This is a genomic window from Paraburkholderia fungorum, from assembly GCF_046026025.1.
Lineage (GTDB): Bacteria > Pseudomonadota > Gammaproteobacteria > Burkholderiales > Burkholderiaceae > Paraburkholderia > Paraburkholderia fungorum_E.
Map to the genome: position 1 here is coordinate 143,570 of NZ_JAQQFL010000003.1, position 25,558 is coordinate 169,127.

Annotated in this window: 29 protein-coding genes; 14 read left to right on the forward strand and 15 right to left on the reverse strand. The window is 63.5% G+C overall.

Going from position 1 to position 25,558, the window contains the following annotated elements; all coding sequences use genetic code 11:
- Positions 1 to 13 precede the first annotated feature (13 nt).
- Positions 14 to 1,153 carry a branched-chain amino acid ABC transporter substrate-binding protein gene (locus PQR67_RS04810; RefSeq protein ID WP_408455190.1) on the forward strand — a complete coding sequence of 380 codons (1,140 nt, stop codon included), beginning with the start codon at positions 14 to 16 and terminating at the stop codon, positions 1,151 to 1,153.
- A gap of 53 nt (positions 1,154 to 1,206) precedes the next feature.
- Here PQR67_RS04810 and PQR67_RS04815 read toward each other — a convergent pair whose 3' ends face one another.
- Together PQR67_RS04815 and PQR67_RS04820 are read right to left on the reverse strand one after the other, a co-directional pair.
- The gene (locus PQR67_RS04815) at positions 1,207 to 3,168 is read right to left on the reverse strand and encodes a hypothetical protein (protein ID WP_408455192.1); all 1,962 of its coding nucleotides are present in this window, start codon (positions 3,166 to 3,168) and stop codon (positions 1,207 to 1,209) included.
- A 264-nt stretch (positions 3,169 to 3,432) separates the two neighbouring features.
- Positions 3,433 to 3,621, reverse strand: a complete 189-nt coding sequence (locus PQR67_RS04820) for a glycine zipper 2TM domain-containing protein (RefSeq protein WP_408455195.1) — start codon at positions 3,619 to 3,621, stop codon at positions 3,433 to 3,435.
- A gap of 231 nt (positions 3,622 to 3,852) precedes the next feature.
- Here PQR67_RS04820 and PQR67_RS04825 point away from each other — a divergent pair, with 231 nt between their 5' ends.
- The 5 genes from PQR67_RS04825 (at position 3,853) to PQR67_RS04845 (ending at position 7,128) form a co-directional block, all read left to right on the forward strand.
- Entirely contained in the window at positions 3,853 to 4,200 is a 348-nt protein-coding gene (locus PQR67_RS04825) for a YciI family protein (protein ID WP_408455198.1), read from the forward strand.
- A gap of 164 nt (positions 4,201 to 4,364) precedes the next feature.
- Positions 4,365 to 4,778, forward strand: a complete 414-nt coding sequence (locus PQR67_RS04830; protein WP_408455201.1) for a YciI family protein — start codon at positions 4,365 to 4,367, stop codon at positions 4,776 to 4,778.
- Between the two features lie 68 nt (positions 4,779 to 4,846).
- Positions 4,847 to 5,374: an SRPBCC family protein gene (locus PQR67_RS04835; protein ID WP_408455204.1), complete on the forward strand. Its 528-nt coding sequence runs from the start codon at positions 4,847 to 4,849 to the stop codon at positions 5,372 to 5,374.
- A gap of 64 nt (positions 5,375 to 5,438) precedes the next feature.
- Positions 5,439 to 5,846 (forward strand): VOC family protein, encoded by a 408-nt coding sequence (locus tag PQR67_RS04840; RefSeq protein WP_408455207.1) that lies wholly within the window; start codon positions 5,439 to 5,441, stop codon positions 5,844 to 5,846.
- A 4-nt stretch (positions 5,847 to 5,850) separates the two neighbouring features.
- A complete protein-coding gene (locus tag PQR67_RS04845; protein WP_408455210.1) occupies positions 5,851 to 7,128 on the forward strand; it encodes an RNA polymerase sigma factor in 1,278 nt (425 codons plus the stop codon).
- Positions 7,129 to 7,155: 27 nt separating this feature from the next.
- On the opposite strand, the gene PQR67_RS04850 is transcribed toward PQR67_RS04845, so the two are convergent.
- From PQR67_RS04850 to PQR67_RS04875, 6 genes are all read right to left on the reverse strand, one after another.
- Entirely contained in the window at positions 7,156 to 7,773 is a 618-nt protein-coding gene (locus tag PQR67_RS04850; RefSeq protein ID WP_408455212.1) for a LysE family translocator, read from the reverse strand.
- Positions 7,774 to 7,869: 96 nt separating this feature from the next.
- A complete protein-coding gene (locus tag PQR67_RS04855; protein WP_408455215.1) occupies positions 7,870 to 8,448 on the reverse strand; it encodes a DUF4337 domain-containing protein in 579 nt (192 codons plus the stop codon).
- Between the two features lie 183 nt (positions 8,449 to 8,631).
- Complete coding sequence (locus PQR67_RS04860; protein ID WP_408455219.1) at positions 8,632 to 8,808, reverse strand: DUF1427 family protein; 177 nt, start codon at positions 8,806 to 8,808, stop codon at positions 8,632 to 8,634.
- A gap of 55 nt (positions 8,809 to 8,863) precedes the next feature.
- Positions 8,864 to 9,829 (reverse strand): quinone oxidoreductase family protein, encoded by a 966-nt coding sequence (locus PQR67_RS04865; protein ID WP_408455222.1) that lies wholly within the window; start codon positions 9,827 to 9,829, stop codon positions 8,864 to 8,866.
- Between the two features lie 171 nt (positions 9,830 to 10,000).
- Positions 10,001 to 10,840 carry an AraC family transcriptional regulator gene (locus PQR67_RS04870; protein WP_408455225.1) on the reverse strand — a complete coding sequence of 280 codons (840 nt, stop codon included), beginning with the start codon at positions 10,838 to 10,840 and terminating at the stop codon, positions 10,001 to 10,003.
- A 116-nt stretch (positions 10,841 to 10,956) separates the two neighbouring features.
- Complete coding sequence (locus tag PQR67_RS04875) at positions 10,957 to 11,904, reverse strand: AEC family transporter (RefSeq protein ID WP_408455867.1); 948 nt, start codon at positions 11,902 to 11,904, stop codon at positions 10,957 to 10,959.
- 127 nt (positions 11,905 to 12,031) lie between these two features.
- Between PQR67_RS04875 and PQR67_RS04880 the strand changes: the two genes are divergently transcribed.
- Positions 12,032 to 12,898 carry a LysR family transcriptional regulator gene (locus PQR67_RS04880; protein ID WP_408455228.1) on the forward strand — a complete coding sequence of 289 codons (867 nt, stop codon included), beginning with the start codon at positions 12,032 to 12,034 and terminating at the stop codon, positions 12,896 to 12,898.
- 190 nt (positions 12,899 to 13,088) lie between these two features.
- On the forward strand, positions 13,089 to 13,625 hold the full coding sequence (locus tag PQR67_RS04885; protein WP_408455231.1) for a GNAT family N-acetyltransferase: 537 nt from the start codon (positions 13,089 to 13,091) through the stop codon (positions 13,623 to 13,625).
- A gap of 21 nt (positions 13,626 to 13,646) precedes the next feature.
- Here the strand turns inward: PQR67_RS04885 and PQR67_RS04890 are convergent, their stop codons facing one another.
- Positions 13,647 to 14,384, reverse strand: a complete 738-nt coding sequence (locus tag PQR67_RS04890; protein WP_408455234.1) for a GNAT family N-acetyltransferase — start codon at positions 14,382 to 14,384, stop codon at positions 13,647 to 13,649.
- A 107-nt stretch (positions 14,385 to 14,491) separates the two neighbouring features.
- Here PQR67_RS04890 and pdxR point away from each other — a divergent pair, with 107 nt between their 5' ends.
- From pdxR to PQR67_RS04905, 3 genes are all read left to right on the forward strand, one after another.
- Positions 14,492 to 16,027, forward strand: coding sequence for a MocR-like pyridoxine biosynthesis transcription factor PdxR (gene pdxR / locus PQR67_RS04895; RefSeq protein ID WP_408455237.1), 1,536 nt, complete (start codon positions 14,492 to 14,494; stop codon positions 16,025 to 16,027).
- 79 nt (positions 16,028 to 16,106) lie between these two features.
- Entirely contained in the window at positions 16,107 to 16,316 is a 210-nt protein-coding gene (locus PQR67_RS04900) for a hypothetical protein (RefSeq protein ID WP_408455239.1), read from the forward strand.
- On the forward strand, positions 16,285 to 16,617 hold the full coding sequence (locus PQR67_RS04905) for a hypothetical protein (protein ID WP_408455242.1): 333 nt from the start codon (positions 16,285 to 16,287) through the stop codon (positions 16,615 to 16,617). The genes PQR67_RS04900 and PQR67_RS04905 overlap by 32 nt, the downstream gene beginning before the upstream one ends.
- A 128-nt stretch (positions 16,618 to 16,745) precedes the next feature.
- On the opposite strand, the gene PQR67_RS04910 is transcribed toward PQR67_RS04905, so the two are convergent.
- Together PQR67_RS04910 and PQR67_RS04915 are read right to left on the reverse strand one after the other, a co-directional pair.
- Complete coding sequence (locus PQR67_RS04910; protein ID WP_408455245.1) at positions 16,746 to 17,552, reverse strand: aminoglycoside phosphotransferase family protein; 807 nt, start codon at positions 17,550 to 17,552, stop codon at positions 16,746 to 16,748.
- Between the two features lie 6 nt (positions 17,553 to 17,558).
- On the reverse strand, positions 17,559 to 18,215 hold the full coding sequence (locus PQR67_RS04915; RefSeq protein ID WP_408455247.1) for an aspartate/glutamate racemase family protein: 657 nt from the start codon (positions 18,213 to 18,215) through the stop codon (positions 17,559 to 17,561).
- 188 nt (positions 18,216 to 18,403) lie between these two features.
- Between PQR67_RS04915 and PQR67_RS04920 the strand changes: the two genes are divergently transcribed.
- Entirely contained in the window at positions 18,404 to 18,988 is a 585-nt protein-coding gene (locus PQR67_RS04920; RefSeq protein ID WP_408455250.1) for a flavin reductase family protein, read from the forward strand.
- Positions 18,989 to 19,065: 77 nt separating this feature from the next.
- On the opposite strand, the gene PQR67_RS04925 is transcribed toward PQR67_RS04920, so the two are convergent.
- Together PQR67_RS04925 and punR are read right to left on the reverse strand one after the other, a co-directional pair.
- Complete coding sequence (locus tag PQR67_RS04925; RefSeq protein WP_408455253.1) at positions 19,066 to 19,551, reverse strand: GNAT family N-acetyltransferase; 486 nt, start codon at positions 19,549 to 19,551, stop codon at positions 19,066 to 19,068.
- Positions 19,552 to 19,668: 117 nt separating this feature from the next.
- Positions 19,669 to 20,571, reverse strand: a complete 903-nt coding sequence (punR, locus tag PQR67_RS04930) for a DNA-binding transcriptional activator PunR (RefSeq protein ID WP_408455256.1) — start codon at positions 20,569 to 20,571, stop codon at positions 19,669 to 19,671.
- Between the two features lie 196 nt (positions 20,572 to 20,767).
- Between punR and PQR67_RS04935 the strand changes: the two genes are divergently transcribed.
- Together PQR67_RS04935 and thrS are read left to right on the forward strand one after the other, a co-directional pair.
- Positions 20,768 to 21,208, forward strand: coding sequence for a DMT family transporter (locus tag PQR67_RS04935; protein ID WP_408455259.1), 441 nt, complete (start codon positions 20,768 to 20,770; stop codon positions 21,206 to 21,208).
- A 285-nt stretch (positions 21,209 to 21,493) separates the two neighbouring features.
- Positions 21,494 to 22,699, forward strand: coding sequence for a threonine--tRNA ligase (gene thrS, locus PQR67_RS04940; RefSeq protein WP_408455261.1), 1,206 nt, complete (start codon positions 21,494 to 21,496; stop codon positions 22,697 to 22,699).
- A gap of 64 nt (positions 22,700 to 22,763) precedes the next feature.
- Here the strand turns inward: thrS and PQR67_RS04945 are convergent, their stop codons facing one another.
- Positions 22,764 to 23,564, reverse strand: a complete 801-nt coding sequence (locus PQR67_RS04945; protein ID WP_408455264.1) for an SDR family NAD(P)-dependent oxidoreductase — start codon at positions 23,562 to 23,564, stop codon at positions 22,764 to 22,766.
- Positions 23,565 to 23,671: 107 nt separating this feature from the next.
- Positions 23,672 to 25,552 carry a TRAP transporter large permease gene (locus PQR67_RS04950; protein WP_408455267.1) on the reverse strand — a complete coding sequence of 627 codons (1,881 nt, stop codon included), beginning with the start codon at positions 25,550 to 25,552 and terminating at the stop codon, positions 23,672 to 23,674.
- Positions 25,553 to 25,558 lie beyond the last annotated feature (6 nt).

Consider the following 25,558-nt stretch of genomic DNA (forward strand, 5'->3'; position numbering starts at 1 on the left):
TGGGAGGAGACCCGTGATATCGAAATTTGTGCTCGGCACGGTAGTGCCGCTGCTGGTCACATGCTGCAGCGTGGCGATGGCTCAGCAAATGGTCAAAATCGGCTATGCGGGACCCATGACGGGACCGGTCGCTCAAATCGGCAAGGATGGGGAGAGCGGCGTCCGGCTCGCCATCGAGGAGGCGAACGCCAGGAACATCCGCATCGGCGGTCAGCCCGTCCGGTTTGAACTCGAGTCTCAAGACGACATGGGAGACCCGAAGACGGCAACGACGGTCGCACAAAAATTAGTCGACGATGGCGTCGTCGGTGTCATCGGCCACCTGAACTCCGGGGCGACGTTACCTGCCTCGAAGATATACTCGGATGCCGGCATGCCGGAGATTTCGCCCGCATCGACGAACTCTCAGTACACCAGACAGGGGTTCAAAACAGCATTCCGAGTCATTGGCGATGACCATGATGTGGTCAAAGTTTTGGTGACCTACGTTCTTGAACGAATGGGGGCAAAGCGCATCGCCGTTGTCGATGACCGTAGCGCCTACGGTCAGTCGTTCTCAGACGACGTGATAGAGCAGCTCAAGGCGAAAAACGTCAGCCCTGTCGGCCGGCAATATGTCACCACGCAGGCCGTCGATTTTCGGGGAATCTTGACGGAATTGAAGTCACACAATCCGGACGTACTGATTTATGCTGGCGTCGACGCGCAGGCGGGGCCAATGCGCAAGCAAATGGTTGGTCTGGGGATGGGCAAGACACTGATTGCCGGCTGTGCAATCGAGACCGACAAGTTCATCGACCTCGCAGGTGGACCGGCGAATGCGGATAGCAATATCTCGTCTGAATCCGGATATGCGCTCGATGCCATGCCCAAGGGCAAGGAATTCGAGTCGCGGTTTGCGAAGTATGGGAAACCTGTCCTGTATTCGCCTTATGCCTATGACGCAACGTGGGCGCTCATCAAGGCCATGCAAGCCGCTAACTCTGTGAAGCGGCCCGACGTTCTGACCGCGCTGAGGAAGGTGAGCTTCGACGGCGTAACCGGCCAGATTTCATTCGACGACAAGGGCGACCTCCAGGTTGCCCGAGCGACGATATTCAAGGTCGTCGACGGACACTGGAAAGGGGTCGAGACGGTCGTCGTGTCGAAGTAAGCCGTACGGAGGTTCAAGAGGGATTGGCAGCGGCAATCGGTATGTGCAGTGGCCTAGTCGTTGTACTGCGTCATATCGTAGTACGTGGTCCCACTCTGCGCGCCACCCAACTGCACGAGGCGCGAACCACCGGTCGTCAACGCCGGGAACGGGCAATTTGTGCAAGTCTGCGTGCCCGTGGAATTGATCCCCGAATGGACGGTGGTTTGATACTGGCCGACCGTTGTGTTGTTCGGCGCGCCGGTCGAGAAGCCATAGATCGCGGTGCTTGAACCAGAGCCTGTTCCGGTGTTGGCCTGGATCTGCACGGACGTCACCGGATAGGTGGGATTGGGTCCGGTCACAACGCTCGACCATGTCACGCTCATCGCGTATTGCACGCCGGCTAGCGATCCGCCTGGCGTCAGGAACTGGGTCGCGAAGTCCGGCTGCAGCGTCGGCCACGCGACCGTGCTGCCCGCCGCCGCGTTCAACGGGCTGCCCGGATTGATGATCGACGACTGGCCGAGCTGCGCGCCGTTCCTGTCGTAGAACGTGACGGTGTAGGTTGCGTAGAGCGGCACGGCGCTCGCGTCGATCGCTTGCGCCGCGTAATAGCCGCTCGAAGTCGGCGTGAAGCTCGCGCTCGACGACAGCGCTTGCCATGACCAGCGGTACAGCTCCGTATTGCTGCCAGTGGTCGCCGGTGAAACCGGCACCGCGCTCAGCGGCAGATCCGACAGACCCAGCGAGTCACTGCCGAGCGCATTGCGCGGCATCAGCCAGAGCGGCGCAGTGAGGCCCGGTCCGGTGACGGAAGCCGAATACACCGTCGGATTCGCAGCGGTCGGAATCGCGATCTTGAGACCCGATTCGTAACGGTTCACATCGATCGGTTTCGAATCGAGGAAGGTGCGGCGCTGGATTTGCGACATGATCGAAACAGCGAATTGCGACTGATTGCCGATCAGATCCCAGCCGAGCTGCGTGCCGCCAGGGAGCGTGACGGGCGTGGCGAGCTGTTGCGCGATGGTATAGAGCACGCCGCCCGAAGCGCCGCTCGCCAGCGTGACCGGCAACTGCACGAGCGCCAGTTGCTTGCCGTTGCGCGCGAAGAAAGCGAGCGTTTTCGGCGAACCGAATACCGCGCCGCTGAAAGTCGCATCGGCCTGGCCGTGGCCGATGGCCAGATCGGTCGAACCGTTTTCAAGGAAGCTGGTGTCGATTGCCGGCGAGCATGACGTATTGAGCGTGCCATTTGCCGCGCAGGCAGTCAGCAGGGACGCAAGTGGTTCCAGATAGTTCGCCGCCGCAGCCGGCGCTGCCAGCGTGACCGATTGGGTGGTCTGGTTGTTCAGCGCGACCGTCGTGCCCGGTGCCGCATTCGACACCAGCAACAGGCCGCCGTTGGCCGCCGACACCAGCGAGACCGTGTCGATCACGGCATCGGCGCCGGTGTGATTCGGCGTAAAAGCCGTGCCGATGGGATCGAAGCCCACCGCCTGCACGCCGTTCTGCGCGAGGATTTTCGCTAGTATCGCGTCGAGCGTGAGGGTGGCGATCTGCACGGACGGCAGCGTCACCTTGGCCAGCGCCGTGGTGGACGCGAGGTCGGCCGGATTACCCGAGGCCGTCAGCATGGCGGCAATCGCGGTGGTCAGCGTGGTGACGTTGACGATAGCCGGCGCCGTGCTGCTCGGCAGGCTGGCGAGCACGGAGACGAGCGGGGCCAGCACTCCGGTGGGGTCCGTGACGGCGATCAGAAACGGCGCGGTCATGCCCTTCACCGAGATCGTGTACGCGCCCTGGGCGTTGGTGCTCGCGCTGGCCTGCGCTCCGGTCGCATCGGTCAGCGTGACGGTCGCGCCCGCCACGGCGGTGCCTCTCGCGACCGTGCCGCTTACCGTGGTGGCCGTGACCGTCGGCGTGCTCGATGATGACGTTGAGCTGGAACCGCCGCCGCCGCAACCGCTCAGTTGGAACAAGGCAAAGGCCACGGCAGCCGCGACGCCGCTACGCACTAACGATCGATGCATGAAATTCCCCGCTGCTTCGTTTATATGATTCGTTTGTTATCCCGGCAAACCGGGTATGCCGATGAGTTTGACGGTGTTCTGTGTATGCCGCGCGATGCCGCCAGATTGAATGCGGATTATCTCCCGCGATTAATCGGTAAAGGGCACATAAACGGCACTTAAACGGCACATTCACGGCGGGCTTTAGCGCGTTCGGAGAATACTTCAAAGCGGCGCGCTTGTGTCGCGCGCCGCGGAACCGCCGTTCAACTTCAGCGTTTTCAATTACTTGCCCAACTCGTGGCCGATAATCCCGCCGGCTACTGCGCCGCCGACCGTGCCGACCGCGCTGTGATTGGTCGCCTCGTTACCGATGACGCCGCCTGCCGCCGCGCCGCCAAGGGTACAGCCGGTCGTGACTGCCAGTAACGTCAATACAACTGCAACGATGCCCAGGCCAGAAAGATTGCGCATGATGTCACCTCGGAGGTGTGTCGATATACAACCGGGCAGCAATAGCCATGCCGCGTCCGTATTACGAGTGTCCGTAGAGCCCGCGGTGCCGTGGCATCCGGGCGGTGAAACGGGTTTGCTGGAGTGATTCGCGCTTGCTAGACTGGCCTTCGCTACCCCACTGCAAACCCCGTTTTGCCGCCGTACGCCGGTCTGGCGTTTATGTCCGCGGCGCGATCAATCGGAGACACCATGTCCTACCTGCTACTTATCGTCGAACCCCCGGATCAGCGCGTCGAACGCGGCGAGCAGGCGGGGCGCGAGGTTTATGACCAGATGGTGCGTTTTGCCGCCGACCTCAAGGAGCGCGGCAAGCTGCTCGCCGTCGAATCGTTGGCCTCCGAGTCCGTGCGTGTGCAGGTGCGCGACGGTCAGCCCAAGCTGCTCGACGGCCCGTTCGCCGAGGCCAAGGAAATGATCGGCGGCTTCTTCCTGCTCGATTGTGAAACCCGTGAAGAAGCGGTGGCGATCGCGCAGGCCTGTCCGGCCGCTTCATGGTGCACCGTCGAAGTCCGCAAAACCGGCCCCTGTTTCCTCTAAGCGGAATCGCCCGGGTTCATCCATTTGCGCTATTTTCTTAGGGATTTCCCTGGATCGGTAGCAAAGATGTCGATCCGGTCACGCGTCGCTCGTCGTGTGAGTAAGGAGCCAGCAAACAGAGAGCGGCTCTACACCTACTACACGCCACCCAAGGAGCGATTGCGATGCGATTCATGATCATAGTGAAGGCGACGGCCCTCAGCGAAGCCGGCGGGTCGCCGGACGAAGCCCTGATGGCCGCGATGGGCGCCTACCACGAAGAACTGGCCAAGGCCGGTGTGCTGCTCGACGCAACGGGCCTGCAACCGAGTTCGAAAGGCTGGCGCATTCGCTACAGCGCGGGCAAGCGCACGGTAATCGACGGTCCGTTCGCGGAAACCAAGGAACTGATCGCCGGCTACACGCTGATTCAGGTTCGTTCCCGCGAAGAAGCCATGGAATGGGCGCGGCGCTTCCCGGCGCCGTTCGGCGAACAGGCCGACGGCGAAATCGAAGTGCGGCAACTGTATGAACTCGAAGACTTCGAGCCGGGCCCGGAACTGGAGCGCTTCAAGAAACTGGATGCGGCCAAACATTGATCATTGATCGCCACGCCGATCCGAGCGCGACATAAGGCGCCGATCCGGTCACATCGAAAGGATCCATCATGCTTAAAACCATTCTTATCACCGTCGTCGCGGCGGTGGCTCTTGTGCTCATCTACGCGGCGACACGGCCCGACACTTTTCGCATCGAACGCAGCGTGCGCATCAAGGCGCCGCCTGAACGGGTCTACGCGTTGATCGACGACCTGCATCAATTCAATCGCTGGAATCCATTCCTGCTCAAAGATCCCGCGACGCAAGGCACTTACAGCGGCACGCCAGGCGGCAAGGGTGCGCGTTATGCGTGGCAAAGCGAAAAAATCGGCGTGGGGCAGATGGAAATTGTCGATACGGCGGCGCCGTCGAGCGTGACGTTGAACCTCGATTTCATCAAGCCGTTCGAAGCGCATAACATCGCCGAATTCGAGTTGAAGCCGGAGGCGGGCGAGACTCAGGTCACCTGGGCGATGCATGGACCCGCTCCCTTTCTGTCGAAGCTGATGCAGGTATTCGTCAGCATGGACCGGATGGTCGGCAAGGATTTCGAAGACGGCCTGAGCAATCTGAAAACGCTTGCCGAGGCGAGTTGAATACGCCGGATCGCCGCGCAAGCGAGCACACGACAGAATCAACGCAGGATCAATGGATTCCATCATGCATAAGCAAATCTACGTCAATCTCGCGGTCGGCGATCTCGAACGGTCGAAAGCATTTTTCAGCACGATCGGCTTCAGCTTCGACGCGCAATTCACCAACGAGCAGGCAGCGTGTCTGATCCTCGGCGACAACCTCTACGCCATGTTGCTGGTCAAGGACCTGTTCAAGTCCTTCACGCACAAGTCGCTTTGCAATCCGAAGGAAAGTACTGAAGCGTTGTTGGGGTTGTCGTGCGAGAGCCGGGGCGAGGTGGATGCGCTGGTCGCGAAGGCGCTCGCCGCCGGTGGGACGGTGCCGCGCGCGCCGCAGGACTACGGCTTCATGTATGGGCATGGCTTCGAGGATATCGACGGACACATCTGGGAGCTGATCTACATGGACCCGAACGCCAGGGCAGCGGGCTGATCCCGTGACGACGCCGGCGACCCATCGTGCCATCGAGGCTGTCTGGCGGATCGAATCCGCCAAGGTCATCGCCCACGTCGCGCGGATCGTGCGCGACGTGGGACTCGCTGAAGAGCTGGCGCAGGACGCGCTGGTGGCAGCGCTCGAACATTGGCCGGATGCGGGCGTGCCCGACAATCCGGGAGCCTGGCTGATGGCGACCGCGAAGAACCGCGCCCTCGACCGCTTGCGTCAGGAAGCGCTGCATGCCCGCAAGCGTGAGGCGTTGGGCCACGATCTCGACGCACTGGAGGCGCACCTCGTGCCGGATTTCGTCGATAGCCTCGATGCAGCACGCGCCGACGATATCGGCGACGACCTGCTGCGGCTGGTGTTCACCGCGTGCCACCCGGTGCTGTCCACCGACGCCCGCGTTGCGCTGACGCTGCGCCTGCTCGGCGGCCTCACCACGGAAGAAATCGCCCGCGCGTTTCTCGTGCCCGAGCCGACCATCGCGCAGCGCATCGTGCGGGCCAAGCGCACGCTCTCCGCGGCCAAAGTGCCGTTCGAAGTGCCGCAAGCGGATGCGCGTGCGCCGCGACTCGCCTCGGTGCTGCAGGTGATCTATCTGATTTTCAACGAAGGCTATTCGGCCACCGCCGGCGACGACTGGATGCGTCCGGCGCTGTGCGAGGAAGCGCTGCGGCTCGGGCGGGTGCTGAGCGGGCTCGTACCGGACGAAAGCGAAGTGCACGGTCTCGTCGCGTTGATGGAAATCCAGGCGTCGCGCACCCACGCGCGTACCGACGCCGACGGCAAGCCGGTGTTGCTGCTCGACCAGGACCGCAGCCGCTGGGACCCGCTCCTGATCCGCCGCGGGCTGGCCGCGCTCGCCACCACCCACGCGTTGGGCGGCGCGGGCGGCCCTTATGCGTTGCAGGCCGCGTTAGCCGCGTGTCATGCGCGGGCCCGCCGTGCCGAAGAGACCGACTGGGCGCAGATCGTCGCGTTGTACGACGCGCTGGCGCAGGTGGCGCCTTCACCGGTGGTCGAGTTGAACCGGGCGGTGGCAGTCGGCATGGCGTTCGGGCCGGCTGCCGGTCTGGAAATCGTCGATGCGTTAGCGGCCGATGCGTCGCTCGCGAACTATCACTGGCTGCCGAGTGTGCGCGGCGATCTGCTGGAGAAGCTCGGCCGCGTGGAAGAGGCGCGCGCCGAATTCGAACGCGCCGCCGCCATGACGCGCAACGCGCGCGAGCGCGAGCTGTTGCTCGAGCGTGCCGCACGCGGCAGCACACATTGAGGCAGCACGCATTGAATCGTACGCAACTTACCGGATCAACTGGCGCACACCCAACGCGACGATCAGGCCGCCGCACACGCGATCGATCCACGCCTTGCAGCGCCGGTACGCCGTGGCAATCCGCGCATGCGACAACGTAAGCGCGACGAACCCATACCAGCTGCTCGCGACCACGCAGACCATGCCGAGCATGGCAGCAAATGTGCCGACGCTCACATGCGGCGGCGCGGCGGACGAGAACACCGCGGCAAAGAATGCCATCGACTTCGGATTCGCGATGTTGGTCGCGAAGCCTTGCGCGAATGCTTGGCGAAAGCCGCCGGCCGACGCCTGCAGGTCTTGCGCCGGCCTACCCGGCGATGCGTTCGCAATGAGGTGCCCGCCGAACCAGATCAGATAACCGGCGCCGGCGATCTTCACCGCCAGCGCGAGCCACGGAAACGCGGTGAACACGATGCCGACGCCGAGAATCGCGCAGCTCGCCCAGAACAGATTGACGAGCACAATGCCGCCGACCATCGCGAGCGCTTCGACGCGCGTTGCCGAAGCGGCCTTGTGCGCCACCGCGACGAAGTTCGGGCCGGGGATCACAACGCCGGCTATATACACGGAGAAAACGCCTAGAACGGCTGATCCATCAATCACACGTTGCTCCTTAACTCATCCATCCGGCAAAGCGTAGCGTAACCGCTAATCACGCGAGCTGCGTGCGCTGCGCCCGTCGAGCAATCAGGCCGAAAATCAGGCCGAAAAGAACGCCATGACGGCAGTCACCACACCCGCTGCCGCAATACCGAACGACAGATTGCGCAGCCATTTCTTGCGGGTCAGCAACGTGATCGCGCACAGGGCGATCGCCACCTGAATCAAAGTCGTCGCCTGCGCCCAGCGATGATGGCCGTGCAGCAGCGCTTCACTTTTAGCGTCGTTGTCCACGACCTCTTTCTCGATCGACTCTGCCTTCGCGCGGATCGGCTCTTTCTGCTGCTTGTACTTGTCGACGTCGGCGAGGAACCTGGCGTGGGCGTCGGCATTGCCGGGCGACAGCGCCGCGCCGAGTTCAGCGAGATTCTCTTTCTCGCCCTTGGCCTGGTAGTAGTTCCATTGATTCGATGCTTCAGTCTTTTTGATGGCGGCTTCGTTCTTGTAGTACAGCGCCAGATTTTCGCTGTTGCCGCTCTGGTAGGCGCACAGCGCGCCGATCGTCGCGAGGATCGCCGTCATCACGGCCATGCGGCTGGCAAAGGGGTCTTCGTCGTGGTGACCGGCGTGTTCGACCGCATGGTCGTGCGGACCATGCACTTCATATTCTTCAGACATCTGATTCTCCGAGCGAGGCTTTTCTTGTGATCTCCGGGCGTCGCGCATGGTGGTGGCCCATGCGCGGGCGACGCTGCAAGCGCTGCCCGCCGGCCCGGCGGGCTCAATCTTAGCGTGTGGCGCACGGTGATGGAAAAGCTATCGCGCGAAGGGGCGTCAATGGGGGGGCGTCGATACGGGACGTCAATGAATACCGGCGGCCAGCCACGTCCGTACGAGCGAGATCACATGCTCGCCGGCCAGCATGCCGAGCAAGCCGACTAGCGCGACCGTCGGCGGCGCGGGCGATTTCACCTGCATGGCGCTATAGAACAAACCGACCACGACACCGGCAATAAGCGAGATCAAGTACGCTTTCATGTTTGATAAACCCATCGGAAATGCGGGCAGCCACGCCCGCTGATCGCTTCGGCAATTACATCGTGATAACGATCCGGCCGCGCGCGCCGGCGGCCACCGCCTCGTAGGCTTCGCGGGTTCGTTCGAGCGGGAATTCCTGTGCGATGACCGGCGCTTGCAGCTTGCCGCTTTCGAAGCCTTCCACCAGCGCGGTCATCAACGGCGCCGATTCGACGACACCTAGCTTGGCGCTGTCCACGCCGAGCAGTTGCGTTTCGTTATGGTAGAAGTCGATCAGGTCGAATTCCACGCGGCGTTGACCCGTGGCGCTGATTTCCAGTACCCGGCCGCGACGCTTGACGAGACTCAATGCGGTCTGAAACGCAACGCCGCCCACCGCGTCGTACACCACGTCCGCGCCGTCGCCGCCGGTTAGCGCTTTGAGGCGCTCTACTGCGTTTTCGTCGAGCGGAACGTATTCGTCGATCAACTGGGCCGCGGGTGTACCGGCGGAAAGCGGATGACGATCCACCCCGATCACGCGCGCGCCTCGCGCTTTCGCGATTTGCACCACCGCGCCGCCGACGGCGCCACCCGCCCCGATCACGGCAATCGTTTCGCCCGCTTGCAGGTGGGCGTATTCGACCGTGCCGAGCCACGCGACCACGAAGCTCACGCCGATCGCGGAGGCCTGCGCGTGGCTGAGCGTGGTGGGCTTGCGCGACAAGGCGGTGAGCGGAATCTTGATGAACCCGGCGTGCGTGCCGTCGCGTGTGAAGCCGATATCGCCGCCGGTGCCCCAGACTTCGGCGCCAAGCCATGCCTGCGGGCCATCCACCACGACGCCGCTGAAGTCGCGGCCCGGCGTGCGCGGCAGGACGGTGTGTTCGAAATGGCCGGACACGTTCTTGACGTCGCTCGGATTCACCGAGGCCGCCTTGATTTGCACGACAGCGCTGTCCGCGTCGGCTTGGGGCGTCGGCAGATCGAGGTATTCGAGCACCTCGGGGTTGCCAAAAGTCTTGAACTGAATCGCTTTCATCGCGTGTTACTCCTGTCGGATCGTGCGCCGCACCGTGCAGCGGATGAGCGTAGTCTAGATGGCCGGTACAAAAGCGTTGAGACAAAGACTTTCGAATTTCGGACAAAACAGGCGATGGACCGGCTGACAGGGCACGCTGAGGGGGGCCGCCTGGCCGACGGCGCGAAGGGCTCAGCCGTGCGTGGGCAGCTTGCCTTGCGCCGGCGCCGGCGAAGCGTCAGAGGCCGTCCCGCTGAGCGTGCCGCTCGGATCGAACTCCGTCGGCGGCGCGCCCAACTCACGGCGGAACATGTCGCTGAAGCTGCTCGGCTGGAAGCCCAGCGAGCGCGCGATGCTGCTGACCGGGCGTCCCTCGGCGAGACCCGACACGGCGACCGCCAGTTGCACCTGACGCCGCCATTCGGCAAAGCCCACCCCCAACTCGCGCGTGAACAGGCGCGCCAGCGTGCGCACGCTGGCGCCGACCGACGCCGCATGCTGTTCGAAGCTGATCGCGATCGACGGGTTGTCGATCACCGCGCGGCACAGCGCGTCGAGCCGCCGGTCCGACGCATCGGGCAGGGCGATGCGCAGTGACGAGCGCGGCGCGTGCCCCAACTCCAGCATCGCGAGGCGATAGGCGGCTTCGAGATAGGTATCGTCGCGAGCATGGGTGAGCTCATATTCCGCGATCGACGTGATGAGTTCGCGCAGCAGGCCGTTGATCTCGAACACGTCGCTGCGATCACTCAGATGGCCGACATTGCGCCTGTGGAGATAGATATTGCGCATCTCCACCTCGCTCATCATGTGGATGGAATGAACGGTGCCGGCCGGCAGCCAGACCGCGCGCTGCGGCGGCACAACCAGCGCCTCGCGGCCGACTTCCACCCACATCACGCCGGAGACCGCGTACAGCACCTGCGCCCAGGTATGCGAATGCGGATCGATGCGCAGCCCACGCGGATAGTGGCGCATGAGGGATCGGGCGTCGGCGTCGTCCTGAAGTTCGGGTGGGCGGGCTTTGGGCACGGCGGTTCGCTTCGCTGTTCACGGTTTGCTCTTCACGCACGAAGAGCGCGGACCCGGGTGGTCGGTGTGCGAAGCATAGCGCGAGGCGCGCGGCGGTGGATATTGCGCCGTTCAGCCTACGTACGATGCCCCATCACCAACAGCAGCAACGACAAGGTCACCACCGATCCCACCGTCGACAGCAAAATCGTACGGGAGGTAATGTGCGCTTCGCGGCGGTAGAACTCGGCCAGCATGAATGGACCGGTGCCGGTGGGCAGCGCGGCCAGCACAACGGCCATCTCGACCAGCGCGGATGAGAGTCCGAACACACGCGCCGCGAGCCACCAGGTCAGCGCCGGCTGCCCGAGCAGCTTGACAGCGGTCAGCAACAGCGAGATGCCGCGCGTGCCGGTTTCGGACGACGGGCGCTTTTCCGCGAGGAACAGGCCAAGGCTGACCAACGCGCACGGACTGGCGGCGCCGCTCAGCAGCTTCAGAAAGGTCTCCGCGCTTTGCGGTAACGCGACGTGTGTGCTCGCCAGCAGCACGCCGGCAATCGGCGACACGATCAACGGATTGCGCGCCAACGAGCTCAGCACTTTAAAACCCAGCTTGTGTGGTGTGCGTTCAGTCTGCAAGCCGACTTCGATCAGCACGATGGCAAGCGCAAAAAGCACACACGCGACGAGGATCGTGGCGATCGTGGTCGGCGTCAGGCTGGCTGAGCCGAACGCAATCATGCCGAGCGGAAAGCCGATGTAACCGGTGTTCGGATACGACGCCGCAATCGCGTCGACGCTCGCGTCGGCCAGATGCCGGCCGCTGAGCATGCGCAGGGCGAGAATCGGCAGAAATGCGCCGACGCACCCGATCGAAAATGCCGCGACGAAGGCCGGTTGGTAGAGCTGCTGCCACGTGGCATGCGCCATCGTGTCGAACAGCAGCGCGGGTAGCGCCAGCCAGACGACGAAGCGGTTCAGTTCGGACGCGCTGTTCGGTCCGAGCACGTTGCGCCGGCGGCACGCAAAGCCCGCGAAAATCAGGCCGAATACGGGAAGCAGAATCTCGAGCGTAGCGAACATCGATGCAAAGGAAGGCGTGGGTGCGGGCAGCAATGCGCCAGCGTAGTGGCTTGCGTTGATACAATCCAATACTGTTTTTTGCCTTCGACAATACCTTTTCTGCATCGTCATCTGGCCTGAGGGCATCGTGATCGATATCAAGCCGTTACGCTACTTCGTGACACTCGCCGAGACGCGCCATTTCGGCCGCGCGGCGGCGCGCCTGAATCTGTCGCAGCCGCCGTTGAGCCGGCAACTGGCGACGCTGGAGGCGAGCCTGGGTGTGACGCTGCTCGAGCGCAGTCCGCGCAGTGTCACCTTGACCGCGGCCGGCGAGCGCTTTTACGCGGATGCGAAGGCGATTCTTGCGTCGGTGGAGCAAGCCGTCAGCAATGCCCGGGCGGCGGCGCATGGCGACGCGGGCCAGCTCGCCATCGGCTTCACGATGTGCGCCGCGTACAACGTGGTGCCAGGCTACGCGCGCGCGTTCGGCGCTGCGTTTCCCGAGGTCGCATTGAATCTGCGCGAGGTCGTGTCGAACGATCTGGCCGCGCAAGTCCTGTCCGGTCAGATCGACGCGGCGATCATGTTTCCAGGCGCATCCGACAAAGGCATCGTGACGCGGACGATCCTGCGCGAGCCCTTGTGTGTTGCGTTGTCGCGCAACCACCCGCGAGCCCGCGCGCGGCGTCTGACGATCGCGCAACTGGCGGGCGAGCCATTTGTGCTGGCGTCCGAGGAAGTCGCGCCGAGCTTGCGCGCCACCATCCTCGAACATTGCCGCTCGGGCGGCTTCGAACCGGATATCCGCTTCGAAGTGCAGTTGCAGCAGACTGTGCTCAGTCTCGTCGACGAAGGGGTGGGCGTGGCGCTGGTGCCGGCCTCGATGCGCAAAGTGCAACTCGCCGGTGTGGTGTTCCGGCCGCTGGTCGATGCACCGCTGATCGAGCAGGTGCTCGCGTGGTCGCCGGCTAATCGCAATCCGTGTCTGGCGCGGTTTCTTGAGCTGGCGTGAAGGTCGGTTTCATGAATTCGCCGGGCGGTCTGAGGCATCCGGTGGTTCCACCGGGTCGGCCGGATAGCGCAAGACGTTCTCTCCGGCTGGATTTCCGTCGTGAACCTGGCGCGCAAAAAATCTGCGATCATCCCAGGCACTCTGCAACGCCTCTCAACCTCAAAGCGTCCACGCCCACCCCAGCCCGCCTATGTCCAGCCGCCCCACGCTCCTCACCACCGACCGTCTGATCATGCGCCCGCACACGCGCGAAGATTTCCTCGAGAGCTATGCAATGTGGTCCGATCCCGACGTGATCCGCTACATCGGCGGCAAGCCGTTCACACGCGAAGAAGTCTGGGCGCGTCTGCTGCGCTACGCCGGGCACTGGGCGATGATGGGATATGGCTACTGGGTGGTGCGGGAAAAGGACAGCGGCCGGTTCCTCGGTGAAGTCGGTTTTGCCAACTACCACCGTGATATCGAACCTTCATTGATGGACACGCCTGAGATCGGCTGGGCGCTCGACCCCGATGTCCACAACCGTGGTTACGCGACCGAAGCGGTGCGTGCCGCGCTTGCGTGGGCCGATGGTCAGTGGCCCGACGGCGAGACCGTCTGCATCATCGCGCCGGAAAACCAGCCGTCGCTGCGAGTCGCGCACAAGTGCGGCTATCGCGAGCAATATCACACGACGTATAAAGGCAAGCCAACCGCCGTACTGCGGCGAACGGCAGGCGTTGCCTGAAACCAGTTTCCGTATTCTTGATTAACCGCCTTTGCCCGCCGCCGCCCGCTGCCGCGCGATCAGATCCGTCAGCGGTTCAACCTGCTTGCCCTGTGCATCGAAGTTGCCGGCATCGAGCCAGCGTTCATAGCCCGGGCGCAGAACAGGCCATTCGCTGTCGATGATCGAAAACCACGCGGTATCGCGATTGCGTTCGTGATACACGATCGCCTGGCGGAAGATCCCCTCGAACGTAAAGCCATAACGCAGTGCCGCCGTGCGCGACGGTCCATTGAGCGAGTCGCACTTCCATTCGAAGCGCCGATAGCCGAGGTCGTCGAACACATGGCGCATCAGCAGGAACATCGCCTCGGTGGCAATGCGTGTGCGCTTCAGGCGCGGCGAATAGGTGACGTGCCCGACTTCGATCACGCCGTTCGAGCGGTCGATTCGCATCAGTGCGAGCGTGCCGACTGCCCGGCCAGTCGCCAGATCGATCACCGCATAGTGCAGCGGATCAGGCGACGCGGCCATGCGCGTCAGATGCTCGCGATAGGCGGCCTGGCTCTCGAACGGTCCAACCGCCAGGTAGGTCCAGTCGCGGGCGTCGGCTGCCGAACTGTAGGCGTCGTACAGGTCTACCGCATGGCGCTCGACATTCACCGGTTCGATCCGGCAGTACTGGCCTGCCAGCGGCTCGCGGCCCGGCGCCTGGGCGCCTTTCCAGCCCGGCACGGGGACGCCGATCGGCTGTTCAAAAGCGTTATGTCTGGATTCCATGTCTGTTCTCCTGGGGATAGGGATCGTCGTTACTGATGGAGAACGATACGACAAACGTGGTATGTTAAAAAGATCCAGCCGAACAGCATTTGATAGGTCCAGCCGAAATGATCGAGATCATTGGCCCGCTCACCAACCCGGCCGCGACGAGCATCGGAGGCACTGCCGGCAGTGTTGAAAAATCCGTGCCGCTGCAAAGGCAGCTCATCGAGCGTTTGCAGCAGGCCATCCTCGCCGGGCGTTTACCGGCGGGGTCGCTGCTGCCGTCGTCGCGCTTGCTGGCGGCGGAAATGGGCGTGTCACGCAATACCGTGGTGATCGCGTACGAGCATCTGGCCGCGGTCGGCTATGTGGTGGCCGACAAAAAGGGCACGCGCGTGAGTCCGCTCTCCAGTCGTGCAGCACGCGGTGAACCGCAAACCCTGCCGCCCGCGCCGGATGTGGCCTACGCGGCGCGCGTCGAGCAGTTCTCGGCGACGCGTACCCACGCCGACAACACCTTGCCGATGACGCCCGGCACCCCCGCGCTGGACCACTTTCCATTGGCCGCCTGGCGGCGCGCGCTGGAACGGTCGATGGAGCGCGCGTTGCCGCTCGCGCTTGGCTACGGCGACCCGGCTGGTGAGCCGGCGCTGCGCGACGCGATCGCCGCGCATTTGCGGATGGCGCGGGGCGTGCGCTGCGAAGGCTCACAGGTGGTCATCACCGAGGGCGCGCAGGAAGCGCTGAACCTGTGCGTGCGGCTGTTCACCAATTCGGGCGACGTCGCGTGGGTGGAGGACCCGGGCTATCGCGGTGCCAAGGCGGCGTTCAATCTCGGCGATCTCAGCATGCGGCCGATGCCGGTCGACGCCGAAGGCATCGCGGTGCCGCCCGACGCCTGGCGCACGCATCCGCCCAAGCTGATCTACACGTCGCCCGCCCATCAGTATCCGACCGGCGCGGTGTTGTCGGTGGCGCGCCGGCTGGAGCTGATCGCGCAGGCGCGCCGTTGCGGCGCCTGGTTGATCGAGGACGACTACGACGGCGAATTCCGCCATACCGGCGAGCCGATCGCCAGCATGCAGGGGCTGGTCGAGGACGCGCCGGTTTTGTACGTCGGCTCGTTTAGCAAAACGATGTTTCCGGCGCTGCGCATCGGGTTCGTGGTGCTGCCGCGCGCCATCGCCACGCACACCGCTGTCGCGTTGCAGGAGATGCTGCGTGGTGGGCATCGCCTGGAGCAACTGGCGCTGGCGCATTTCATCGACAGTGGCGAATTCGGGCGGCATCTGGGCCGCATGCGGCGCTTGTATCGGGAGCGCCAGCAGGCGCTGCGCGATGCGCTCACCGAGCATTTCGCGCCGTCGCAGATTCTGGGCGGCAATTGCGGCATGCATCTGACGTTGCGCTTGCCGCCGTCTATTTCCGATCGGACCCTTGCCGAACGCGCGCTTGCTCAACGGCTCAATCCACGCGCGCTGTCGGGTTTTGCGCTGCAACAGCGCGACGAGACGAATGGTCTGGTGATTGGCTACGGCAGCACGCCAGCCGGACAACTGGCGCCCGCTGTGCGCGTCCTGGCCGGGCTGGCGCGCGAGGTGGCCGGCGAGTCGAGCGGCGGGTCGGCCAGGAAGGAAACGAGCAAGGCCCGAGCAAGGTAATAAGCAACACCGTAAGCGGACGCGTCGTGTAAGTTTTTACGTTTGTCCGTGCGGCCCATGTCGCGCTATCGTGTCGCTTATGCGCGGTGATCTGGACGTGCGCGACGTCGACGAATCGCCCGCAGGTCATGCCCAGCGCACCGCCCTGCAATATCGCGTGACACGCGGCGCCCACGTGGCCGGGCCGCTACCGGGCTCGGGCATGAAGCATGCCTTTGATGTGCTTATCAATGACGATCTATCTGACCGGAGACGACATGAAGGAAATCGAACCGACCGCTTGGTTTGAACTCGCTGCCCATACCCCCGTCCGCGAAGGCTGGTACGAGGTGCAGTTGACGAGCGGGGACACAGCATTTGCGAAATACGGCGACGGCGTGTGGACCGAAAAACCGCTGCTGGTGTTTACGCACTGGCGCGGCCTCTCCGCCGACCCGTCGAAAGCTGCCGAGGGCGAGGCCGAATCGATTGGCGCTGAGGCGACTGCGGCCCAAGGCGTGCGCGCCGCGTGGAACGCGTTTTTCCCAGGGCTCGGCGAAGACCAGCACAAACCTCTCGACGCCATACCGAACGGCAAGGCGCCGCACTGATTGACAGAATGTCTGGGCGGCGGCTGACCGGCTGTCGCCTGACGATACCCGCTTACGGCCAAGGATCGGGGCGATCGCGCCAGCGCCTTGGCGACTGTGTCCACGATCATTTTTTCAGTTCGAGGCGCTTACTTCTGCCTTAGCGCTTCGGCTGCCATTCTGCCGATCTCAATGTCGATGTCCGGCGTCTCGCCCGTTTCGAGAATCCACGCTGCGGACAGACCCGACCACGCGAGAATCCATTGCAGCAGACGGCGTCTGTCGAGTCCGCCGATTTGCGCCACGCGTTCGACGCGACGCTCGAACCTTCCCGGCACTAGCGCGGATGCCAAGTCCGGGTTGCAGAAGATGTTGGCGTAGTCGAAACCGCGTTCACCGTACAGACCTTTCGGGTCGATCGCCAGCCAGCCGCGCGCGCCGAAATCGAGCACGTTGCCGTGGTGAATGTCGCCGTGCAGCACAACCGGATCTTGTGGTGTGGCGAGCAGTGCGTGTGCCGCGGCGGCGCTCCCGGCCAGCCAGCCGCCGTATTGCTCCGCGGCGGGCCAGAGACTCTGGAACCAGCGCGGCAAGCCGATCAGTTCGGGCAGCGCTTTGTTTCGTGGCGTGTGGAGTCGTGCAGCGGCGGCGCAGAGGATCTCGATGGCGTGGTCGTCTACCTCGTTGTCGCCTGTGCGGACCTGGTCCACTAACGAGTGATGGCCGTCGGCGCGCTCCAGCAGCAGAGCGTCGGCATCATGAGCGAGCACGCGGGCCGCGCCGTCGCCGTCCCACCATACCATCAACTGCGCGCCGAATTTCTCTTCGGGTTCCTCTGCAACTTTCAGCATCGCGGCGACACCGTGCTGCCGCACTGGCAAGAGGCGGCTGCTATGCGTGCGAATCGGCTCGCCGTCCGGCAGCAAGTTCCATTTGACGATGTACTCCGCGAACATCGTGCGTCAGGCGGCGAGCGCGGCAGCGTGGATCGCGGCGGCGAGGGCGATGGTCGGCGTGGTCAGCGGCTTCATTCCGCCCTTGACCAGCAAGGCCGCGCCGGCCATGGATGTTTGTGCAAACGCCACGACGTCCGCGCCGCTTTCGTAGGCGGTATCCGTTGCGGCGGCGATCACGGACAGATAGCCCGCCAGATCGCCGGCCCTAAAACGGTCCCACGCGCCGCCAATCAATTGAACCTCGACCTGTGCGGCGGTACGTGTGGCGGCTTGAGCGAACACTCGGGTTGTAGGGTCGAGCGTGGTGGGCACGGTGCATAGCACGACAACCTTGCCGCCGCCTTCTACCGCGCGCTGAGCCAACGCGGCGTCGGCCCGCAGAACAGGTACCGGAGCGGCCTGCGCGGCGAGGGCGTTGTCCACTGACGGGCCGAGTGTCGAACAGTTGAGCAACACGGCGTCTGCGTTGTCCGCTAACGTGAGGAGCACCTCGCGGGTTTGCGCCGCAATCTCGTCGGTCAAGCCGCCGGCCTGCTCAGCCGCAGCGAGCAAGTCCGCGCGGACCACATGCGTCAACTCGAGCGACTCGAATCCGGCGGCGCGGGCGGCCGCGTCGAATATGGCGATATTGCTGTCAGCGGTATGCAGGCACACGATACGCACGGTCTTTCCATCGGTGGGTGGCGGTTGTGCATTCTCGCCTGGATTGCCTGGAAATAGCGCTTGCCCGTGGAAATCACACCGATTCCGTGGCGCGGCGGCTTGCCCGAATGTCGCTCGTAGGGCTATTCCATCCGCTTTGCGCGTCGCCGCTACAATTTGCCTGATCCATTTGACGCGGAACAGCACCTATGAAAGTCACCCGGGAACCGGTCGCATTGTCGCGCGCCACGCAGTTACTGAATCATGGCCCCGTCACGATCATTACCAGCGCGCACGGCGGCCGCTCGAACGTGATGGCGGCATCGTGGGCCATGCCGCTCGATTTCACCCCGCCGAAAGTCGTGGTGGTGGTGGACAGCCGCACGCTCACGCGGCAACTGATCGAAGCGAGCGGCGTGTTCGGGCTGCAACTGCCGAGCCGTGGATTTGCCGCGCAGACGCTGGCGGTGGGCACGAACGCGGGCACTGAACTCGACAAGTTCTCGGCCTTCGACCTCGAGACCTTCCCTGCCCAGGAAATCGATGTGCCGATGCTGGCCGGCTGCATTACGTGGATGGAATGCAAGGTGATTCCGGACGATAGCCAGCGGCACGATCTGATCATCGGCGAAGTGGTCGCGGCGTACGCGGACAGCCGCGTGTATTCGAACAATCGCTGGCATTTCGGCGACGATCCCAATCTGCGCACGTGCCATTACGTGGCCGGCGGCACATTCTTCGCCACGGGCGACGCGTTTGAAGTCGAGCCGGCCGCGAGCGGAGCGGGAGACTAGCCGATTCGCGATGGCGCGGCGGAGCGGCTACGCTTCGCGCGCTATGTCTGGCGTGTTTGGCCGGAGGCCAACGTGTCTCACACATCGCCGTCGGCAAACGCCGTGAGTGCATCGCCCGCCAGCCGGTAGCGAACCCACTCGCTTTGCGCGCTCGCGCCGATCGACTCATAGAAGCCGATCGCAGGCTCGTTCCAGTCCAGCACGCTCCATTCGAAGCGGCCGCAGCCGCTCTCGCATGCAATCTGGGCGAGGTGGCGCAGCATCTGCTTGCCCGCACCGCTGCCGCGCGCTGCCGGCGATATATAGAGGTCTTCCAGGTAAAGCCCCTGTTTGCCGAGCCACGTCGAATACGAGAAGAAGTAGACACTAAAGCCGATCGGCTCACCGTTCATTTCGCAGATCAGCGACTTCGCGGTGGACGTGGCGGAGAACAGGCTTGCTTCGATGTCTTTAACGGTTGCGACAACTTCGTGTTCCGCTTTTTCATACACCGCGAGTTCGGTGATAAAGCGGAGAATCAACGCGGCGTCGGAGGCGTGGGCGGGGCGGATATGGATGGTCAAGGTGAAGTGCTCGGTCGGTCTGAAGTGTGGATCGCAGGGGCCGCCAGGCAAGGCGGCCAGTCTTCTGCTCGCTATAGTACGTGGGACTGAAGATTCCGGGTAGTGACGCCGGCTCGCTCACGATATCCATTCGCGATGGAGTTTCTCGCTGTCACCGAGATAATCGAGCACCCAGTCCAGCACCGGCGACGTCTTGCCGCCATACCAGGCGACGCAACAGGGCGCGGGCGCCTTCGGATGTTCGACCGTTTTTTCCACCAGCGCGCCGGACTCGATATAGAGCCGCGCAAGATGCACCGGCATGTAGCCGATTCCCAATCCTTCGGTGAAGCAATTGATCGCGCGCAGCCAGTCCGGCACGACGAGTCTGCGTTGATTCGGCAGCAGCCAGGTGGTGCGTTTCGGAATATCCCGCGACGTGTCCTCAAGACAGATCGACGGAAACGCCGCCAGGACGTCATTGCTCAAAGGCGTCGTGACTGTGGCGAGCGGATGATTCCGGCTCACCAGAAACGCCCATTCGATCGAACCCATGTCCCTGAACTGAAAATCTCCGCCGACCGGCACGGCGGTGGTCGCGCCAATCGCGATATCGCTGCGGCCGGTGACGAGCGCTTCCCAGACGCCGTTGAATACCTCGATCCTCACGATGAGTTCTACATTGTCGAAGTGCCGGTAGAAGTCCGCCATCAACGCGCTGATCCGGTCGGCACACACGATGTTGTCGAGCGCAATAGAGAGACTCGGCTGCCACCCGTTGGCCACGCGGAGCGTCTCGCGTTTGATTTCGTCCATCTTCTTGAGCATGCCGCGCGCTTCGTCGACGAAATGGCGGCCGGCCTCGGTCAATACGACGGTTCGGTGCAGACGGCGAAACAGCTCGACGCCAAGCTCCTCCTCGATATTCCGGACCGCGTAGCTGACCGCCGACGGCACCCGGTGCAAGGCCTTCGCCGCGGCGGTAAAGCTGCCGGTTCTGGCAATCAGGTCGACCAGTTGCAGCGATTCTATCGACAGCACAAGCGCGCTCCTCACTGTGAAACGATTTAACGGCAGAAGTGAAAATATAGCGTTTCAGGTTTTTCAAGTGGGCAGAGATACTGTGACGCGGGTCACGCTCATGGCGCGGTGCTTCGCTGCGAATCCCATGTCTGTCAGGGCGTGCGGCGATCCAACGGTACTGTCAACTTATGCTCGAATTTTGTGGATGAATGTCATGTCAGGGAATGTGATTGGATTAACAGCTGTCGCGGTAACAGGCGGATGTGCGGTGGCGTTGCAGGGTCAATTTATGGGCGTCATGGAGAGAAGTATCGGGACGACCGGAGGGATCTTCATCAACTATGCAAGCGGGTCGGTGCTGGCAATCGTACTGCTCCTGACGATGCGCGACGGACACGCCAGAGCGTGGCTGGACGTGCCATGGTATGCGTTCACCGCAGGCGCGCTCGGCCTCGTTATCGCCGGTTCGATTGGCTATACCGCTTCACGCCTTGGCCTCACGACCGCATTCACGATTATCGTGGCAACGCAATTCATTGTTTCGTTGATGCTCGACCACTTTGGCTGGCTCGGCGCGAGCGCGCGGCCAGCGGATCTGACGCGGTTGCTCGGCGTGGGCGCGATCATTGGCGGCGTCTGGTTGACCTCGAAGTAAAGCTGAACACAAACCGGCGCCCGCCAAGATTGCGATTGACGTCCCCTGGCAAAATCGTTTACTGTCGATCCATGGACTTCCACTCGATTCCCTTCGCTGCTGTCACCACCACGACGACCACCTTTACAGGCGGGTCGTCTGGAGGTTGCGCACGCTAGAAGCAGGAAGCTGTGGCAGACCACCGAAGGCCCCGCCGGAAACGGACGGGGCCTTTGGCGTTTCTGGACCTCCGTTTGCGGCATCGATCTGCAGCATGTGCAATTTCAAAGCCAATGGAGCGTCATCGTGAACGACATCGACCATCGTGTACTGGGCAACAAACTCGACCTTTTCCATCAGCAGGAAGAAGGGGCCGGCATGGTTTTCTGGCACCCACGCGGCTGGGAGCTTTACCGCGTGCTGGAAGACTACATTCGCGCCCGCATGCGGCGCGCGGGCTTTCGCGAGATCCGTACGCCGCAATTGCTGGCGCGCTCGCTGTGGGAGAAAAGTGGCCATTGGGAGAAGTTCGGCGCGGCGATGTATTCGCTGGCCGACGCGGAAGAAGGGCGCGCGCTGTGTTTGAAACCGATGAGTTGCCCGTGTCATGTGCAGGTGTTCAACCAGCGCGTGCGCTCGTATCGCGAGTTGCCGGTTCGTTATAGCGAATTCGGCGCGTGCCATCGCGACGAACCGTCGGGGTCGCTTGAAGGGCTCAAGCGTACGCGTGCATTCGTGCAGGACGATGCGCATGTGTTCTGCACGGAAGCGCATATCGAAGCCGAAGTCGGTCGCTTCTGTGCGCTTTTGCGTGCTGTCTATGTGGACCTCGGTTTCCCCAGCTTCAAAGTTGCACTAGCCACACGGCCCGCGATGCGCGCGGGCGACGATCAAACGTGGGACCGTGCGGAAGAGGCGCTGGCCAATGCGGCGCGTGCCGCAGGCCTCGAATTCGATGTGCTCGAAGGAGAGGGCGCATTTTACGGCCCGAAACTGGAGTTTCATCTGACGGACAGCCGTGAGCGGAGCTGGCAATGCGGCACGATCCAGCTCGATTTCGTGCTGCCCGAGCGGCTCGACGCGGAGTTCGTCAACGAGCGCAACGAGCGCGAGCGGCCGGTGATGATTCATCACGCGGTGCTCGGCAGCATGGAGCGGTTCATCGCGATGCTGCTCGAACACCACGAAGGATGGCTGCCGGTGTGGCTCGCGCCCGAGCAGCTTGTGGTCGCGACGATCAGCGATGCGAACGCGGTCTACGCGCAAGAGGTGATGCAGGCGCTTGAAGACGCCGGCATCCGGGTGCTGCTCGACGGCCGGCCGGAGCGGCTCGAAAAGAAGATCGTCGACGCACGCGAGAAGCAGGTGCCGATTTTCGTCGCGCTAGGCTCACGCGATGAGCGCGACCGGACGATCAGCATTCGCCTGCGCGACGGGCAGCAGTCGACGCTTGCGCTCGCGGAAGGTGTCGAGCATTTACGGTTGGCCGCGCTGCCGCCCGCCACGCGCTGATGCCTGTCGCAGACGGTTCGAGCACCGGAGGCAGCGGCTGGCATAGCGCGAGGACGCAGTCCGTCTAAATCTCCAACACCCCCGCCGCCATAAAACCGCCATCTACCGGCACCGTCTGCCCGTTCACATACGACGCCTGCTCCGAGCACAAAAATTGGACCACGGCGGCGATTTCCGCGGGAACGCCGTAACGCTTCGCCGGCACCGCGCGCGTGTAGTTGTCGCGCGCGACTTGCGAATGCAGATCGAGCGTCATCGGCGTGTCGATCGGGCCCGGCGCGACGCCGTTGGTCGTGATGCCGTATTCGGCGAGCTCGATCGCCATTTGCCGCGTCAGTCCAACCACCGCGGCCTTCGACGTGCCGTAGGCGGTGCGGCCCGAACTCGCGCGCATGCCGCTGACGGAGGCGATATTCACGATCCGCCCCCAGCCGGTCTTGCGCATTAGCCGCGCAGCATGCTGGCCGCACAGCATGGGTCCGGTGACGTTCACGTCGAAGACTTTTCGCCAGTGCTCGACCGGATAGTCGAGAAACGGAAAGGTCTTCGCGATGCCGGCGTTGTTCACCAGGATGTCGCAGCGGCCGAACTGGCTCTCGATGGTGTCGAACGCGGCGTCGATCGATGCGGGCACCGACACGTCAAGCTGCACGGCATACGCCTCGTGACCGGCTGTGCACAGCGAACCGGCGAGATCGTTCGCGGTATGCGCGTTGATGTCGCCGATGAAGACGATGTGCCCGGCTTCGGCAAGCTGCTGTGAGATGGCCGCGCCGATGCCCGCACCGCCGCCAGTGACGAGCGCGACGCGCGGATGAGTGAGGGGAGACGGGGTATGGCGGGAAGTTTCAGTATTCAGATTCACAGCGAACTCTCGAATGATCGGAAACAGCGGGAAGAAATCGGCTTAGCAGAGGCTCGAACAAAGACTTCGAAGCATCGGCATAAATCCATCCATGCATCAAAGCGCATTCACTTCAAAAAACCGATCGACAGCCACGGCACGAATGCGACCACCAGCAGCGCGATGAACAGCGCGCCGAGATAGCCCCACACGCGGCTCACGACCCGGTCCGGCGACACCTTGCCGATCGCGCACGCGGCATAGAAACCCACGCCCATGGGCGGCGCGAACAGGCCGAGCCCCATCGACAGAATCACGACCATCGCGTAGTGCACGTCGTGAATGCCGAGCGCTCGCGCCACCGGAAACAGCAACGGGCCGAACAGCACGATCGCGGGGATGCCTTCGAGCACGCTGCCGAGCACCACGAACAACACGATCGACACGCACAGAAACGCGCGCGGACCACCCGGTATCTGTTCCATCGCCGCTACCAGGGACGCGGAGAAACCCGATTGCGTGAGCGCCCACGCCATCGCGGTGGCCAGACCGATGATCAGCAGAATGGCGCCGGACAAACTGGCGGTATCGAGCAGCAGCGAATAGAGGCGGCGCCATTCGATCCGGCGTCCGCACAGATGCAGCAGCACGCCCGCAATCAGCGTGTACGCGATACCGATGGTCGACACTTCGGTGGCGGTGGCCGCGCCTTCGATCACCACCACGCGAATCAGCATTGGCAGCGCGAGCGCGGGCAGTGCGATCACGAAGGTGCGCAGAATCGTGCGTAACGGCGCGCGGGTGCTGTTGCTTGCCGGTTCGTGCCGCGCGCGCCGCCAGCAAACGAAACCAATTGCGATGGTTGCGACCACGGCCGGCATGATCCCGCCAACGAACAGCGCGGTGATCGACACGCCGCAGACCGCGCCGATGGTGATCAGCACGAGGCTCGGTGGAATCGTCTCGGTCATCGCACCGGTCGACGACAACAGGGCGACCAGTTCCTCGGGTTTCGCGCCGCGCCGCTGCATTTCGGGGAACAGCGCCGGCGCAATGGCCGCCATGTCGGCCGCTTTCGCACCGGAGATGCCCGACACCAGAAACATCGCGCCGAGCAGCACATATTGCAGACCGCCGCGCACATGGCCGAGCAAAGCGGCCATGAAGTCGATCAGGCACCGCGCGAGTCCGCTCAATTCCAGTAGGGCGCCGAGCAGCACGAACAGCGGCACCGACAGCAGCACCAGGTTCGCCATCCCCTCATCCATCCTGCTCACGACAATGCCGAGCGGCGCATGCGTCATCAGCACCAGATAGGCGAGCGTCGCCGTGCCGAAGCTGAACGCAATCGGCACACCGCCCGCCACGCACAAGCCCACCAGCACGACGAAGAACACGATCAGGTTCAGGTTGCCGAGCGCGAGCAAATAAGGCTGCGCGATCCACAACGCGGCGGCGATCGCCCCTGCTGTGAGCAAGGCGCCGGCAAACTGTCCGGGACTCACTTCACGCGCGATCCGGGCGAGCGCCGCCATCAGCATCAACGCCGCGCCGACCGGCAACGCGGCGCAACGCCAGCCGTCCGGCAACTGCAAGGCGGGTGTGCTGACCGGCATTTGCAGGTTCATGTGCTCGATGGCCGGCGTGATGATCAGCGCGACGAAGGTGCAGACGGTGAGCGCGCTGACCGCTTCGAGCCAGCCGCGCCATTTCTCCGGCAAACGCGTGACGATCGCGGTGAGACGCATATGCGCGCCGCGATGCAAGGCGAGCACCGCGCCCAGCATGGCCAGCCAACTGAACAGGATCGAGGCGAGTTCGTCGGACCAGATCAGCGGCTGGCTCAGGCCATAACGAAAGATCACGCCGCATAGCAGGATTACCGTCTCGGCAACCACGAGGCAGGCCGCCACCGCGCCTACGCCGTGCATCACCCAATCGACGACCGTCGTCAGGCCACGCGCGAGCCGGCCGTCGTTTTCCAGTTTCTTCGTCAAGGTCAGATGCATGGCGCG